Source organism: Proteus sp. LHD240705 (assembly GCF_047921555.1).
In the GTDB taxonomy this organism is placed as follows: Bacteria; Pseudomonadota; Gammaproteobacteria; order Enterobacterales; family Enterobacteriaceae; genus Proteus.
Genome location: NZ_JBLRMI010000011.1, coordinates 1 through 17,238 on the forward strand (window position 1 = coordinate 1; position 17,238 = coordinate 17,238).

General features: G+C 38.1%; 12 protein-coding genes. 6 read left to right on the forward strand and 6 right to left on the reverse strand.

Translation table 11 applies throughout. The features are described from left to right. Nucleotides 1-47 precede the first annotated feature (47 nt). Nucleotides 48-584, reverse strand: coding sequence for an isopentenyl-diphosphate Delta-isomerase (gene idi, locus ACNART_RS16295; RefSeq protein WP_198620624.1), 537 nt, complete (start codon nucleotides 582-584; stop codon nucleotides 48-50). A 322-nt stretch (nucleotides 585-906) separates the two neighbouring features. On the opposite strand from idi, the gene ACNART_RS16300 reads away from it, so the two are divergent. Next, entirely contained in the window at nucleotides 907-2,010 is a 1,104-nt protein-coding gene (locus ACNART_RS16300; RefSeq protein ID WP_109373143.1) for a glycerol dehydrogenase, read from the forward strand. A 55-nt stretch (nucleotides 2,011-2,065) separates the two neighbouring features. On the opposite strand, the gene metA is transcribed toward ACNART_RS16300, so the two are convergent. Further along, nucleotides 2,066-2,995: a homoserine O-acetyltransferase MetA gene (metA, locus tag ACNART_RS16305; RefSeq protein WP_198620632.1), complete on the reverse strand. Its 930-nt coding sequence runs from the start codon at nucleotides 2,993-2,995 to the stop codon at nucleotides 2,066-2,068. Between the two features lie 338 nt (nucleotides 2,996-3,333). On the opposite strand from metA, the gene aceB reads away from it, so the two are divergent. The 3 genes from aceB to aceK all read left to right on the forward strand — a co-directional run bounded on the left by aceB (nucleotide 3,334) and on the right by aceK (nucleotide 8,100). Continuing rightward, entirely contained in the window at nucleotides 3,334-4,926 is a 1,593-nt protein-coding gene (gene aceB / locus ACNART_RS16310; RefSeq protein ID WP_198632744.1) for a malate synthase A, read from the forward strand. Between the two features lie 69 nt (nucleotides 4,927-4,995). Beyond that, nucleotides 4,996-6,303 (forward strand): isocitrate lyase, encoded by a 1,308-nt coding sequence (aceA, locus tag ACNART_RS16315; RefSeq protein ID WP_109373146.1) that lies wholly within the window; start codon nucleotides 4,996-4,998, stop codon nucleotides 6,301-6,303. Nucleotides 6,304-6,390: 87 nt separating this feature from the next. After that, on the forward strand, nucleotides 6,391-8,100 hold the full coding sequence (aceK, locus tag ACNART_RS16320) for a bifunctional isocitrate dehydrogenase kinase/phosphatase (RefSeq protein ID WP_409281908.1): 1,710 nt from the start codon (nucleotides 6,391-6,393) through the stop codon (nucleotides 8,098-8,100). An 89-nt stretch (nucleotides 8,101-8,189) separates the two neighbouring features. Here the strand turns inward: aceK and ACNART_RS16325 are convergent, their stop codons facing one another. From ACNART_RS16325 to iclR, 3 genes are all read right to left on the reverse strand, one after another. Beyond that, on the reverse strand, nucleotides 8,190-8,831 hold the full coding sequence (locus tag ACNART_RS16325; protein WP_198620621.1) for a bifunctional 4-hydroxy-2-oxoglutarate aldolase/2-dehydro-3-deoxy-phosphogluconate aldolase: 642 nt from the start codon (nucleotides 8,829-8,831) through the stop codon (nucleotides 8,190-8,192). Between the two features lie 77 nt (nucleotides 8,832-8,908). After that, nucleotides 8,909-10,765, reverse strand: a complete 1,857-nt coding sequence (gene edd, locus ACNART_RS16330; RefSeq protein WP_349442943.1) for a phosphogluconate dehydratase — start codon at nucleotides 10,763-10,765, stop codon at nucleotides 8,909-8,911. A gap of 308 nt (nucleotides 10,766-11,073) precedes the next feature. Beyond that, nucleotides 11,074-11,910 (reverse strand): glyoxylate bypass operon transcriptional repressor IclR, encoded by an 837-nt coding sequence (gene iclR / locus ACNART_RS16335; protein WP_075673076.1) that lies wholly within the window; start codon nucleotides 11,908-11,910, stop codon nucleotides 11,074-11,076. Between the two features lie 255 nt (nucleotides 11,911-12,165). On the opposite strand from iclR, the gene metH reads away from it, so the two are divergent. Further along, a complete protein-coding gene (gene metH / locus ACNART_RS16340; RefSeq protein WP_368927867.1) occupies nucleotides 12,166-15,843 on the forward strand; it encodes a methionine synthase in 3,678 nt (1,225 codons plus the stop codon). A 126-nt stretch (nucleotides 15,844-15,969) separates the two neighbouring features. Next, nucleotides 15,970-16,548, forward strand: a complete 579-nt coding sequence (locus tag ACNART_RS16345; RefSeq protein WP_368927868.1) for a hypothetical protein — start codon at nucleotides 15,970-15,972, stop codon at nucleotides 16,546-16,548. 40 nt (nucleotides 16,549-16,588) lie between these two features. On the opposite strand, the gene ACNART_RS16350 is transcribed toward ACNART_RS16345, so the two are convergent. Next, entirely contained in the window at nucleotides 16,589-17,230 is a 642-nt protein-coding gene (locus ACNART_RS16350; protein WP_368927869.1) for a hypothetical protein, read from the reverse strand. Between the last annotated feature and the right edge of the window lie 8 nt (nucleotides 17,231-17,238).

The following is a 17,238-nucleotide window of genomic DNA, read 5'->3' on the forward strand; positions in this document are numbered from 1 at the left end:
AAGAATAAGCAATTGATTTTATATTTAGGTTGTTAATAAGATAATTGCTAAATAATGCCTTGGCTCCAACGAGAAAATTGCTCAATCCCCATCCTATTTAATATATAACGAAACCAAACACTGTAATTTTGTGGGTTTTTTTCAGTGTCTTGATAGAGTGTATCTAAAGAAACCCAACGATAATTCATCACTTCATCTGGATTGCTATGTGGTAATTCGTTACTAAACCCAAGAAATAGATGATCAAATTCATGCTCTATCAGATCATCTGTCACTTTTTCGTTATACAGAATAGTTCCAATAGATTGCATATCACATTGCATACCTAATTCTTCATCTAAACGACGATGAATAGCATCTGAAAGTAATTCGTTTGGAAGCGGATGACTACAACATGTATTTGCCCATAAACCACCAGAGTGATATTTAGATATTGCACGTTGCTGAATAAGTAATTGTTGTTTTGAATTAAAAATAAATATTGAAAAGGCTCGATGTAAGGCGCCTACAATATGAGCTTCAAGCTTTGGCATTGTTCCTAGCTCATTATCATTTTTATCTACGAGAATAACAGCGTCTTCCACAAGAAATCACCTTAATAAAATAATATATTGTTATAGCGTGAATATAACATGACTGTATATCAAATAACGATTTATTGTGTTGTCCTTTTTATGGCATCACAGTGATGATGCCTTTATTATAGTAATAAATACGTAGGTAATCTGCTTTTTTAAAATTATCTAAAAATAACTATTTGTTTTATATAAATTAAAAATAATGAATTTAAATGATTTAGGTAATGGCTATCAGAGAGTTTACTAGATTCATATTATGATGAGAGGTAAGATGAAATACTAATTCTGCTACTGTTTGTAGCAAAATCTAAAATAAAGGAATTTAGTTATGTCATCTATATTACCTCGCTCTGTAACCTCGCCAAAAAAATTCTTTATTGGTAGCCAATTACTGTCTTCTGTCGGTAAATATGTAAAAGATTTTGGTGATAATGCATTTATTATTAGTGATGAGTTTTTTTTAGAAAAAGTAACTAAAGAAGCGGCACCTTCTCTAAAAGAAAATGGTATTGTTTCACTGGTTGAAAAATTTAATTACGAATGTACTGAGGCAGAAGTTAATCGCCTTGGTAAAATTGCGGTTGAAAATAAAGCAAACGTTATTATTGGGATTGGAGGAGGTAAGACATTAGATGTGTCTAAAGCCGTTGCTTATTATCAACACATTCCTGTTATTTTATTCCCAACTATCGCTTCAACTGATGCACCTTGTACTGCATTATCTGTTTTATACAAAGAAAATGGTGAGTTTGATAAATACTTATTCTTACCACAAAATCCAGATGTTGTTATTGCTGATACCGCTATTATTGCATCAGCCCCACAACGCTTTTTCTCAGCAGGTGTTGGCGACGCCTTAGCAACTTACTTTGAAGCACGAGCTTGCTATCAAGCAGACGGCTTAAATTTAGTCAATCAACGTCCATCACGTACAGGCCTTGGTTTAGCACAACTTTGTTTTGAAATGTTAAGTGAAAACATTGATAAAGCAATGGATGCTATTCGCCACAAAATTACCACTCCTGCATTAGAGCAAACTATTGAAGCAACAATCTACCTAAGTGGTGTTGGTGCTGAAGCCGGTGGTTTAGCAGCTGCTCACGCAGTAAATAATGGTATGTCTGCTGTTGAGTCTTTACACCGAGTTCAACATGGTGAAAAAGTGGTATTCGGTTTATTAACTCAATTAGTGTTAGAAAATGCACCACAAGAAGAAATTGATGAAGTGATCCGTATTATTAAAGCGGCAGAATTACCACTGACACTTGAAGATATGGGCATGAAAGAATTCATTGAAAGCGAATGGCGCACTGTTGCTAAAATCGCCTGTGCTGAAGGCGACACGATGGGTAATATGCCAATGAAAGTGACTGAAGAAGATGTTTATAATGCAATGATCGCAGCTAACGCATTGGCTCATCGTTATAAATAATTCTTAGTTTAGTAATGATTATCTTAAAACCCCAAATTGATTTTGGGGTTTTTCTTTACTCTAATGTTGGATTCATTTGGGTAAGATCGAACGGTGTTATCTGATAAACATAGTAGTTCAACCAATTAGCAAACAATAAATGTCCATGACTACGCCAAGAAGCGATAGGTTTTTTACTCGGATCATTATTAGGAAAATAGTTTTCGGGTAATTTAGGATCTAGCCCCGCTTTAACATCACGATGATATTCATCTGCTAGTGTATTGGGATCGTATTCTGGATGCCCAGTTGCAAAAACAACTCTTTTATCTTTTGATGCAAATAAATAAGCGCCAGCTTCTTCTGATGTTGCAAGGATCTCTAAATCAGTATTGTTTTGAATAAACTCGATAGGAAAACCAGCATAGCGAGAATGCGGAGCAAAGAAAGTCTCATCAAATCCGCGTGTTAACAGTGAAAATGGTGAGCAAGTGTTATGACTATATACGCCTGAAATTTTTTGTTCTAGCGTGTATTTAGGTAGGTCGTATAAGATATTCAATCCAGCTTGAGCAGCCCAACAAATAAAGAGTGTAGAAGTCACATGCTCTTTAGCCCACGTAATGACTTCTTTTATTTCATCCCAATAAGCCACATCTTCAAATTCAACTAGCCCTAATGGCGCACCCGTGACAATAAGCCCATCGAAATTTTGTTCTTTAATTTGGTCAAAATCACAATAGAAAGTATCGAGATGCTCTACCGGGGTATTTTTAGGAACACGAGAGTCAATACGCAATAATTGAATATCAATTTGAAGAGGGCTATTAGAAAGCAATCGTAGAAATTGATTTTCTGTTTCTATTTTTTTGGGCATTAAATTAAGGATAAGCACTTTTAATGGGCGAATATCTTGAATACTCGCTCTACTGGATGTCATAACAAAGACATTCTCTTTTTGTAAACAACGGACTGCGGGTAGCTCATCGGGTACTCTAATTGGCATTTCAATAACCTCTAAAATACATCTAGACATCTAGAAGCCTGAATTTATCTAATAACCTTTTAAATGTCGAGGTCTTCATGTGGTGTATGAAGAATATTCATATAAGAAAAAGCTATATAGCTAAAATCATCAGACATTAACATTCTTTTTTCCGTCTATTATCGATCTCTTCCAGATCCCTCGAATTATTTTGAAATTCTGATTTTTGTACAATAAAAAAACACCGATGTAATCACATTGTTAAAAATTATTTAAATAAAAATGGAATTCATTTTTGATTTTTGTGAAAACTGCATTAATCTTAATCAGGTGTGTAAAAGCTTTTAGGGGAATGCAGAATGTCACAATCGTTAACTACAGAAGAATTAAATTTTACGCAATCTTTTGGTGAACAGGAAAAGGATATATTAAATCATGATGTTAAGTGTTTTTTAACTGATTTAGTAAATCATTTCTCAGATAGACGCCATGCTTTATTAGTTGAAAGAGATAACTGGAAACACAGAGTTGATAATGGTGAACTTCCTAATTTTATTTCGGAATCAGATTCCATTATAAAATCAGAATGGAAAGTTAATCCAATACCTAAAGATCTTCAAGACCGTCGAGTGGAAATAACAGGGCCTGTTGATCGCAAAATGGTTATCAATGCACTAAATGCTAATGTGAAAGTCTTTATGGCGGATTTTGAAGACTCCTTAGCGCCTACATGGGACAAAGTAATTGATGGTCAGATCAATTTGCGTGATGCCGTCAAAGGCACTATTTCTTATACCAATGAACAAGGTAAATGTTATCAACTTAAAGCGTCACCTGCGGTATTGATTGCAAGAGTAAGAGGACTCCATCTTCCTGAGAAGCATGTGCTATGGCAAGGGAAACCTATTGCAGGGGGATTATTTGATTTTGCTTTGTATTTTTACCATAACCACAAAGCCTTATTAGAAAAAGGGAGTGGCCCTTATTTTTACATTCCTAAATTGCAAACATGGCAAGAAGCTAAATGGTGGAGTGATATTTTTCATTTCACTGAAAAGCGCTTTGGTTTAGCAACAGGAACTATTAAAGCCACAGTATTAATTGAAACCTTACCCGCTGTTTTTCAAATGGAAGAAATTCTTTTTCATATGAAAGAGCATATCGTTGGACTCAATTGTGGTCGTTGGGATTATATTTTTAGCTATATCAAGACATTAAAAAATTATCCTGATCGTGTATTACCTGATAGACAAGGGATCACGATGACTCAACCTTTCTTAAGTGCTTATTCTCGCTTGCTTATTCAAACTTGCCATAAACGAGGTGCGTTTGCGATGGGAGGAATGTCTGCATTTATCCCAAGTAGAGATCCTGAGCAAAATGGCATTATTTTGAAAAAGGTATTTGACGATAAAGAGTTTGAAGCAACAAATGGCCATGATGGCACTTGGATTGCTCATCCTGGACTTGCTGAAACAGTATTAGCTGCTTTTGATCCTATTTTAGGATCTCGAAAAAACCAACTTGATGTTCAACGCAATGAAAAAATAACGGCAGAAATGTTATTAGCACCTTGTACAGGTGAACGTACAGAAAAGGGCATGAGAGCGAATATCCGTGTTGCTGTGCAATATATCGAAGCGTGGATTTCTGGTAATGGTTGCGTACCTATCTATGGATTAATGGAAGATGCAGCAACAGCGGAAATATCGCGTACCTCTATTTGGCAATGGATCCGCCATCAAAAAACACTGTCTGATGGGCAAGTCGTGACTAAAGATCTCTTTCGTAAGATGCTGAAAGAAGAGCTTGAAGTGATACACCAAGAAGTCGGTGATACTCGTTTTAAAGAAGGGCGTTTTAAAGAAGCGGCTTCTTTGATGGATAAGATTACAACCCAAGATGAATTAGTCGATTTTCTGACTTTACCGGGTTACCAACTTTTAAATTAAAAAAGATACGTCAAAGCGTATTTATAAACTGCAAACATCATCACTACCGTATTTATAGGAGCTGTTTTTATGACTATTAGTAGATCAGAGCAAATCGCCCAATTAGAGAAAGAGTGGGAACAACCTCGCTGGAAAGGCATTACCCGTCCTTATAGCGCTGAAGATGTCATTAAATTAAGAGGTTCGGTTAACCCAGAACATACCTTAGCAAGACGTGGCGCTCAAAGGCTTTGGTCATCATTAAATGGAAAATCGAAAAAGGGTTATGTTAACGCATTAGGTGCTTTAACTGGTGGGCAAGCGTTGCAACAAGCAAAAGCAGGGTTAGAAGCTGTTTACCTTTCAGGATGGCAAGTGGCTGCTGATGCTAACACCGCAGCAAGCATGTATCCTGATCAGTCGCTATATCCAGTTGATTCTGTTCCTAATGTTGTTCAACGTATTAATAATACGTTTAGACGAGCTGATCAAATTCAGTGGTCAAATGGTATTGGTCCTCAACATAAAGATTATATTGATTTTTTCCTTCCTATTGTGGCTGATGCGGAAGCAGGTTTTGGTGGAGTATTAAATGCCTTTGAATTAATGAAAGCAATGATTGAAGCTGGAGCGGCAGGTGTTCACTTTGAAGATCAATTAGCAGCAGTGAAAAAATGCGGTCATATGGGAGGAAAAGTATTAGTTCCGACTCAAGAGGCTGTACAAAAGCTTGTTGCTGCACGTTTGGCCGCTGATGTGTCTGATGTGCCAACATTACTTGTTGCCAGAACAGATGCTGATGCTGCCGATCTCTTAACTTCAGATTGTGATCCTTACGATAGTCCATTCTTAACAGGAAAACGTACTCCTGAAGGTTTCTTCTGTACCCATGCGGGTATTGATCAAGCTATTAGTCGTGGACTTGCTTATGCACCTTACGCTGATCTGGTGTGGTGTGAAACATCACTCCCTGATCTGAAAATGGCAGCTAAGTTTGCAGAAGCTATTCACGATAAATATCCCGGAAAAATGCTGGCTTATAACTGCTCGCCTTCTTTTAACTGGAAAAAGAACCTTGATGATCGCACGATCGCGCATTTCCAAGATGAGCTTTCCGCGATGGGATATAAATTCCAGTTTATTACTTTAGCGGGTATTCACAGCATGTGGTTTAACATGTTCGATCTGGCACATGATTATGCCAAGGGTGAAGGTATGAAACATTACGTTGAGAAGGTGCAAGAAAAAGAGTTTGCTGCACTTAATCAAGGCTACACCTTCTCCTCGCATCAGCAAGAAGTGGGAACAGGGTATTTTGATAAAGTGACCACGATTATTCAAGGTGGTATGTCTTCAGTGACGGCACTAACGGGCTCAACAGAAGAACAACAGTTTTAGGTTTCAGCGAACCACAAGTTTTAAAAATATCATTATCTATTTTTGTGGTGATAATTCAGGAGCAGGATGCTCCTCTTTTTCGTGAGGTTGTTAATGACGCCAGAAGATTTAATTGCTCAAACAATTTTACAAGGCTTTGATGCCCAATATGGTCGCTTCCTTGAGATAACCTCGGGGGCACAATATCGTTTTGAGCAAGCGGATTGGCATGGTGTTCAAATCGCGATGAAAGAGCGCATCCGTTTATACGATAATCATGTTGGATTAGTGGTTGAACAACTTAAGTGTATTCGGCATGATATTGATAAAGAAAGTCTTTTTCTACAAAGGGTGAAAGAAAACTATACGCAATTATTGCCCAATTACCCTCGGTTTGAGATCGCAGAGAGCTTTTTTAATTCTGTTTATTGTCGTCTGTTTTACCATCGTGAATTGAATAAAAAAAACCTATTTGTTTTTTCATCTCAACCCGCTTATCGCTTTACACAAGCACCTCGACCGTTATCAAAACAGTTTGTTATTCAGAGTGATTTACCCACATTACTGCAAGACATTTTATCACGCTTACCTTTGCGACTACCGTGGCAAAATAAACAACGCGACATTCACTCTATTTGTAGTGTACTTATCGCTCAATTCTCTTCTGAACAATTGCAGAGTGCGGTATTTCATATCGCAAACGAACTCTTTTATCGTAATAAAGCAGCTTGGTTGATTGGCAAAATAGTGATTAATAATCAATATATTCCATTCTTATTGCCTATTCATAATGTTGAGCAGCAATTACTGATTGATACCTGCCTTATCTCAGCAGATGAAGCGAGTATTGTCTTTGGTTTTGCCCGTTCTTATTTTATGGTTTATGCCCCATTTCCTGCGGCATTAGTTGCATGGTTAAGAGATATATTACCAAGCAAATCTATCGCTGAGCTTTATATGTCAATAGGGTGTCAAAAACACGGTAAAACAGAATACTATCGTGAATACCTCGCCTTTATGAATTTTTCATCGGAGCAATTTATTGAAGCGCCTGGTGTGAAAGGTATGGTGATGTTGGTATTTACATTACCCACTTATGATCGTGTTTTTAAAGTGATCAAAGACAAGTTTGCACCACAAAAAACGATCACTGCGGAGCGTGTAAAAGAGTGCTATCAATTAGTTAAAGAGCACGATCGTGTCGGACGAATGGCAGATACCCAAGAGTTTGAGAATTTTATGATCGATAAGAAAAGAATTAGCCCTGAATTAATGGCTGTTTTTGAACAAGAGATCCCAAATAAGCTAGAAGATCTAGGTGATAAAATACTGATCCGTCACCTTTATATGGAACGGAGAATGATACCGCTCAATATCTATATGGAACAGTGCGATGACAATCAACTTAAAGCTGTTGTTGAAGATTACGGGCAAGCGTTGAAAGAGCTTATTGCAGCGAATATTTTTCCCGGTGATATGCTGTTTAAAAACTTTGGTGTAACTCGGCATCATCGTGTGATTTTCTATGACTATGATGAAATTAGTTATATGACAGATATGAATTTTCGGGCGATCCCTCCTGCTCGCTACCCTGAAGATGAATTAGCGAGCGAGCCTTGGTATAGCGTTGCACTCAATGATGTATTTCCTGAAGAATTTCGCTATTTTCTATGTAGTGATAAGCGAGTTTGTCACTATTTTGAAGCTCAACATCGTGAGCTTTTATCACCAGAATATTGGCAACAGCAACAGCAAAAAATTAAAGAAGGGTATATCGAAGATGTTTATGCCTATTCCCAAACTAAGCGATTTACTTAATAAATTGCCCTAGGAAAAGATAAAAATAAAGATAGGTACAAGGGGATACCTACCTTTATTGGATAAAACCTATTTTTGTACAGAGATAATTAACGCTGAGTACCCGCAACAGCTTCTTTAGCTAATTCAGTAATGCGTTGGAAATCACCTGCTTTCACTGCATCATTAGGCACTAACCAAGAACCACCAATACAAAGTACACTCTCAAGTGCAAGGTAGTTACGGTAGTTTTCTGGTGAAATACCGCCAGTTGGGCAGAAGCGAATTGTTGAGAATGGCCCTGCAATTGCTTTTAATGCCTTAACACCACCATTAGCTTCCGCTGGGAAAAATTTAAATTCATTTAAACCGTAGCTCATTCCCAGCATTAATTCGGAAACTGTTGAAATCCCTGGAATTAAAGGAATAGTTCCCGCAACAGCCGCTTTGAGTAATGCTTCTGTTAATCCTGGGCTAATAGCAAATTGAGCACCCGCTTCAGTAACTTGCGCTAATTGTTGAGGATTAATTACCGTTCCCGCGCCTACAATAGCTTCAGGAACTTCTTTTGCAATACGGCGGATAGCTTCAATTGCACATTCTGTACGTAATGTCACTTCTAAGACTTTTACACCACCGGCGACTAAAGCTTTTGCAATAGGGACTGCATCATCAATATGGTTGATAACAATAACCGGAACAACAGGCCCTGATTTTAGTACAGACTCTGCACTTGTATTCCAATGATCCATGATTGTATTTCCTAATCAGAAAGTGGTGAGCAAATAAATTTAATTTGCTCCTCGTTAAGCCTCAAAACTTGTCTACATTAAAAATCAATGCAACAAGCACCTTGTTCAGCACCTGATAAATGACGGCGTAAATTAATGAATAACTCACGACCACAGCCTGTATTATTGGCACTTAAATCAGGGATTTCATCTTGGCGAGCATTTAATGTTTGCTCATCGACAAGCAACGTTAACTCACCTGTTTTACCATTAACACGAATGATATCACCATCACGTACTTTGGATAATAAACCACCATTTACAGCTTCTGGTGTAACATGAATTGCGGCGGGAACTTTACCTGATGCGCCTGAAAGTCGACCATCTGTAACTAATGCGACTTTGTAGCCTTTATCCATTAACACCCCTAACGGCGGCATTAATTTATGTAATTCAGGCATCCCATTGGCTTGTGGCCCTTGATAACGCACAACGACCACACAATCTTTATTTAACTCACCAGCTTCAAATTTAGCGGCAATATCATGTTGGCTATTAAAAATAACAGCAGGCGCTTCGATAATTTTATTCTCATCAGGTACCGCAGAGGTTTTCATTACAGCTCTACCTAAGTTACCTTGCATTACTTGTGTACCACCGTGTGATGAGAATGGTGTATTGATATCAGCAATCACATCTTTATCTAAAGAGCTTATCGCACCTTCACGCCAATCAAGTTTGCCGTCATTTAACCAAGGCTCTAAGGTATAGCGTTCAATACCAAATCCAGCAACAGTGTTTACATCACGATGAATTAAGCCTTTTTTCAGTAATTCACGAATGATGAGAGCAACCCCTCCAGCCGCTTGGAATTGGTTAATATCAGCAGGACCATTAGGATAAATGCGAGCAATAAGTGGCACAACTTGCGAAAGTTCAGAGAAATCATCCCAATTAATAATAATACCTGCTGCACGAGCCATTGCGACTAAGTGCATAGTGAGATTAGTGGAACCACCTGTTGTTAACAGGGCAATAATGCCATTTACAATCACTTTCTCATCAACTAATTGACCTATAGGGAGATAGTTACCAGCGTTTTCTGTGAGACGCACAATTTGGCTAGCGGCTGCGTCAGTCAATGCATCACGCAATGGCGTATTAGGATGCACAAAAGAAGCGCCAGGTAAATGTAACCCCATTATTTCCATCACCATTTGGTTGGAATTTGCTGTGCCATAAAAGGTACAAGTCCCAATACTATGATAAGAAGCAGCTTCCGCTTCTAACAAGGCATTACGATCTACTTTACCTTCAGCATAAAGCTGGCGAATACGGACTTTTTCTTTATTGGGTAAGCCGCTAGTCATAGGGCCCGCAGGAACAAAAATAGCAGGAAGATGACCAAAAGAGAGTGCAGCCATCGCTAATCCGGGAACGATTTTATCGCAGATCCCTAAATACAGCGCACCATCAAACATATTATGGGATAAACCCACTGCCGCTGACATTGCAATCACATCACGACTAAGGAGTGATAACTCCATGCCATCTTGACCCTGAGTGACACCATCGCACATTGCAGGAACACCGCCTGCCACTTGTCCCACGGCACCAACAGCATGTAATGCTTTTTTAATTTTTTGAGGATAATCTTCATACGGCTGATGAGCTGACAACATATCATTGTAAGCAGTGATAATGGCAATATCATTATGAACCATATTTTTCAGGCGATTTTTATCATCGGTCTGACAAGCCGCGAAACCATGAGCCAAATTACCACAAGCAAGTTGAGCACGATGTACTGTTTGGCTTTTTGCGGCTTCAATTTTTTTCAGATAAGCACGACGAGTCGATTGTGAACGAGCGACAATACGCTCTGTAACCTGTTTTACTGTTTCATTTAGAGGTGTAAAATCGTTCTGAAAATGGTCATGATCTTTAGGGTTCATAATGATGCTTCCTTTATTCACACAAGGGTGATGAGCTTTACTATTGGCTATAAAAAGAGAATATAAGTATTAGCTATAGTATTTGTTACCGGTAACATTGTTACGGGTAACAAGCAGAGTTGCAATACTCTTAATGCACCTTAAACAACATCTGTGATCAGCATCAATTTTTTAAGGGGAGAAATAACAGTTTTTTAATATTTAACGGAAATAAAGTGTAAAAGCGGTCATTTTAAAAAGCTGAATCGGTTTAATTGCGGAGATACCTTCCTCATTACTTTGCAATGAGGAAGGTGAAAGAGGGCGAATTAACTTTTTACGCCACCGTATTCACGGCTAATTTGTTTTGCTGCTTTTATCACCATCGCACCCAATTCAGTGATACGAGAATCCGTCATTCTAGACACAGGACCTGAAAGCGAAATTGCGGCAAAAGGCTGGTGGTGTTCATCATAAATACAGGCACCAATACAGCGTAAGCCTAAAGCATGCTCTTCATCATCGAAAGAGAAGCCTTGTTTGCGGGCTTGTTCTAAATTTTCTTTTAAGGATGAAGGAAGTGTTCGTGTATGAGGGGTATAAGCCATTAGGCCTTTTTTCTGGAGCAAAGGCAGTAATTTATTTTCTGGTAAAGTGGAAAGAAACGCTTTACCCGCACCCGATGCGTGCATGGGTAATTTACCGCCAATAGGTGCAGACATTCGCATTAACGCATTACATTGCACTTGATCGACAATCACCGCATCGAATTCAATTTGGTCAAGAATTGCCAAATTTACCGTTTCACCCGAGTCTTCCATTAATTGACGTAAGATGGGGTGAACCATAACAAGTAAGTTACGGGTTTGCAGAAAACTACTGCCGACAATAAAGGCGTGTGTACCTACAACCCATAAGCCTAAATCTCCGACTTGGCGAACAAAACCATGTTGTTGAAGTGTAGTGAGTAGGCGGTGTGTTGTGGAATTGGGTAACCCAGCTTGAAAGGCTAAATCAGTTAGGGCGATACCACCTGGAGATTCGGAAATATATTCCAATAATGTCAGTCCACGACTTAATGACTGAACAGGGCCTCCTTGTGCGGTGCTTTGAGTGGCAGTTGTTTTCGTCTTACGCACTTTTTTATTTGTAGGGGAAACTGTCATGCATACACTCCAGAAATGCTATCCATATTAATATCTATTATGAACTATCTCGTGTAATAAAACTCCTCCGATCACCGCATTTTTCAAAACAAAATGTGTGATAAGAAATATTACTGTAATGGGATTTATCGCTAAGTGAAAATCTCTCATCTTCGTCTTAGAAATCTTTATAAAAAGATATGGTAGGATAAAAAAACAACGAAATAACAATAAAGAAAACAAGAACAAAAACATTCTCTATTAAGAGGGAACAACGTGGCAAACATAAAGCAACAACTGACGGAAGCATTAGCAAAACGTATCTTAGTACTTGATGGTGCAATGGGTACAATGATCCAACAATATCAACTGACAGAAGCCGATTATCGAGGTGAGCGTTTTACTGATTGGCGTTGTGATGTCAAAGGGAATAATGATCTTTTAGTTTTAACTCAACCGCAAATTATTGCCGATATTCATAATGCTTATTTTCAAGCAGGCGCTGATATTGTTGAAACCAACACCTTTAACTCGACATCTATCGCGATGGCGGATTATCAGATGGAGTCGCTTTGTTTCGAACTTAATGAAGAAGCGGCAAAATTAGCTAAAGCCTGTGCAGATAAATGGAGTGCCTTAACACCAGATAAACCTCGCTATGTCGCGGGTGTTTTGGGGCCAACCAATAGAACTGCCTCAATATCCCCAGATGTTAACGATCCAGCTTTTCGTAACGTTTCATTTGATAAGCTGGTGGAAGCTTATCGAGAAGCAACGCGCGGATTAATTACAGGCGGTGTTGATCTAATTATGGTCGAAACTATTTTCGACACACTAAATGCGAAAGCGGCTATTTTCGCCATTAAATGTGAATTTGAATCACTCAATATTGAGTTACCTGTGATGATCTCCGGCACCATTACGGATGCATCAGGAAGAACATTAACAGGTCAAACAACAGAAGCGTTCTATCACTCTTTACGCCATGCGGATGCGCTTTCATTTGGCTTAAATTGTGCTTTAGGCCCTAAAGAATTACGCCAATATATTCAAACACTTTCACAAATTTCTGAAACCTATGTCAGTGCTCACCCTAATGCTGGTTTGCCTAACGCCTTTGGAGGCTATGATTTAGATGCCCAAGAGATGGCTGAGCAAATTAAAGAGTGGGCACAAGCTGGTTTTCTCAATATTGTAGGAGGTTGTTGTGGAACCACTCCTGCGCATATTCTCGCCATTTCACAAGCGGTAGAAGGCATTGCACCAAGAGTATTACCTTCCTTGAAAAAAGCATGTCGTCTTTCAGGTCTTGAACCATTAGTTATTGATGAAAATTCACTGTTTGTGAATGTGGGCGAAAGAACCAACGTTACAGGTTCTGCTAAATTTAAGCGCTTGATAAAAGAAGGTAATTACCAAGAAGCGTTAGATGTTGCACGTCATCAAGTTGAAAACGGTGCTCAAATCATTGATATCAACATGGATGAAGGCATGCTAGATGCCGTCGAAGCAATGACACGTTTTCTTAATCTCATTGCGGGTGAGCCTGATATTGCCAAAGTGCCTGTGATGATTGACTCCTCCAAATGGGAAGTGATCGAAGAAGGTCTAAAGTGTATTCAAGGCAAAGGTATTGTTAACTCAATTTCGATGAAAGAGGGTGAAGTTCCTTTTCTTGAGCATGCTAGATTGGTGCGTAAATATGGTGCTGCTGTTGTCGTTATGGCGTTTGATGAAGTAGGGCAAGCGGATACCCGAGAACGCAAAATTGAAATTTGTCGCCGAGCTTATCAGTTATTGACCGAGCAAGCGGGTTTTCCTCCTGAAGATATTATTTTTGATCCTAATATATTTGCCGTCGCAACAGGTATTGCAGAACATAATAATTATGCCATTGATTTTATTGAAGTCTGTGCGGATATTAAATCTCAACTGCCTTATGCCTTAATTTCTGGTGGGGTATCTAACGTTTCATTCTCATTTAGAGGTAACGATCCTGTTCGTGAGGCCATTCACTCTGTTTTTCTCTATTACGCAGTAAAAAATGGTATGGATATGGGGATTGTCAATGCGGGACAACTCGCCATTTATGACTCACTACCTGATGAACTGCGTAACGCAGTTGAAGATGTCATTTTAAATCGTCATGAAGAGAGCACAGATAATTTATTAGCATTGGCAGAGCGTTATCGTGGCACTAAAAGTGATGAGCAAAATCATCAGCTTGCCGAATGGAGACAGTGGAATGTTGAGAAACGTTTAGAATACGCCTTAATTAAAGGGATCACCGAGTTTATTGTTGAAGATACAGAAGCTTGTCGCCAACAAGCATCAAGCCCTATTGAAGTGATTGAAGGGCCATTGATGAATGGTATGAATACCGTCGGTGATTTATTCGGTGAAGGCAAAATGTTTTTGCCTCAAGTTGTGAAATCAGCAAGAGTGATGAAACAAGCCGTTGCTTATCTTGAGCCTTATATCCAAGCGACAAAACAGGCAGGAACTTCCGCAGGTAAAATTTTACTCGCCACAGTGAAAGGTGATGTTCACGATATTGGTAAAAATATTGTCGGTGTGGTTTTGCAGTGCAATAACTATGAAATTATCGACTTAGGTGTAATGGTGCCTTGCGATAAAATTTTGCAAACAGCGATTGATGAAAAAGTCGATATTATTGGTCTTTCAGGGCTGATCACACCTTCACTTGATGAGATGGTGAATGTTGCTAAAGAGATGGAAAGACGCGGTTTTTCTTTACCATTAATGATTGGTGGAGCAACAACGTCCAAAGCGCATACTGCAGTAAAAATAGAACCTAATTATAGTCATCCTACTGTTTATGTTCAAAATGCTTCAAGAACTGTAGGTGTTGTTGCTGCACTATTATCTGAAACACAAAAAGCCGATTTTGTTGCTAGAACGCGTCGTGAATATGACGTTGTACGCCAGCAATACGCCAGAAAAAAACCTCGTACTCCTCCTGTTTCTTTAGAGGTTGCGCGAAAAAATGCACTACAAATTGATTGGCAAAATTACACACCACCAAAGCCCAATCAATTAGGAGTGCAAGAGATCACGGCAAGTATTGAAACCTTGCGTGAATATATCGATTGGACACCTTTCTTTATGACGTGGTCTTTAGCGGGGAAATATCCGCGAATTTTAGAAGATGATGTGGTTGGTGAAGAAGCAAAGCGTGTATTTGCCGATGCAAATGCGATGCTGGACAAATTAAGTCGTGAAAAATTATTAACACCTAAAGGGATTATGGGGCTATTCCCTGCAAATCGTCTGGGTGATGATATTGTGATTTATCAAGATGAAAGCCGCCAACAAGTACTTTTGAAAAGCTGTCATTTACGTCAACAAACGGAGAAAAATGATTTTCCTAATTACTGCTTAGCCGATTTTATTGCCCCTGTTGAAAGTGGTGTTGCTGACTATTTTGGTGCTTTCGCAGTCACGGGCGGATTAGAAGAAGATACTCTTGCGAATGTTTATGATAATGCCCATGATGACTACAATAAAATCATGGTAAAAGCGTTATCAGATAGATTAGCAGAAGCTTTTGCTGAATATCTTCACCAACGGGTCAGAACAAAGATTTGGGGTTATAGCGCGGATGAAAATCTCTCCAATGACGAACTTATTCGAGAAAAATATCAAGGAACTCGACCTGCGCCGGGGTATCCTGCCTGCCCAGAGCACACAGAAAAAGCAAAAATTTGGCAATTACTTGATGTTGAAAATCGCATTGGAATGAAACTGACAGATGCTTATGCCATGTGGCCTGGTGCTTCAGTATCGGGCTGGTATTTTAGCCATCCTGACAGTAAATATTTCGCTGTTGCTCAAATTCAAAAAGATCAGGTTGAAGATTACGCAAAACGCCGAGGAATGAGCGTGAGTGAAGTCGAACGTTGGTTAGCGCCTAATTTAGGGTATGAGTCTTAGGTTATTTTCAGATCTCAATAATGTAATAAAGAGTGGGGGATAGTAATATCCCCTTGTTATTCTCACTAGTCGATCCCATTAAAGGTGTATAAGCTATAAGCCTGTATCAGAAAAAAGGACATTACAATGAGCTATACTTTGTACCTTCAGAAAACACCACCTGCTGGCGCTGAGATGCCGTTTCCTTCTTTAGCAAAAGGAAATTATCCATTAAGTGAAGTTTTAATTAATGCTTTTTTAAATCTGATGCAACTAACAGGAAACTTAGATACTGATGCTGTTTTAGATGAAAAAGCATTTGATAAAATTTGGCTAAAAGCAGAAATGACGCCTGCACGAATCGAAGAAGTCGGGGACTATATTTATCATAAAACTCCGACTTCCCCAGAGCCTGTTGAAGAAGAAATAGCATTATTTAAGCAGGCAATGAAAGAAGAAGAAGCGTTGCTTGCTCAAGAGAGTAAAAAAGAAGGGAATATCCCTATTCATAAATTCGCTACTAATGATGGTTGGATTGTCACACCGAAAGAGTGTGAGATTATTGCTTCTACACTTACCGCTAACTTGTTGGAAGATAACCGGCTTTTTGTTGAAAAAATTGCAAAGATTTCTCATCTTGCGCATCGTTCTTTAGAAATTGCCTTAATTGATTTTGGTAAGTTTAATCAATTTGCTAAGAAATATGGTGGTTATCGGGTGTATTAAAAATAAAGAGCTTCTTAGTAAGAAGCTCTTTAAAATAAAATTATTGAGTATAATGACTGGTCTTATTAATTAATGCTAGGTGCTTATCTATTCTTAACGATGTAGTCGGTGTTTGTTTGAAATTTGGCGATAGGTATTCTTGAATAATTTCTATAAAACTTTCCTTTATATTCTTAAGGTTTTCAGAATATTTTGCTATTTCGGTATTTTCATTAAGACTAATTAATTTTTCAATGTTATTTTTATTAAGACTAATTAATTTTTCAATGTTATTTTCATTAAGACTAATTAATTTTTCAATGTTATTTTTATTAATGTAATTTAAAATATTATCTTTTTTTTCTTGATATGTTTTTTTTATTTCTTCATTAATAATGTTATCTGAACTAATTAATCTTTCAAAATTTAAAGATATCTGTTCTATTGTTTCTTTAATTAAATATTCATTATTTTTAGTATTTTGTATGAAATTAGTCAATTCAGTATCTGATTGTATTTTCTTATTCAAAGAATTCACATGATATATTGATTTTTCGTTTTTCTGTTTAGCGCTTTGTAACATTGTGTTATTCGTGTTTTGGGTTGATGTTATACTTCCATTTAAGTCATTATTTACTTCTTTTATATAAGGAATGAAATTTGTTTGGGTGATCCTTAAGTGATTAAAACTACCTATTTTCATTGAGATAT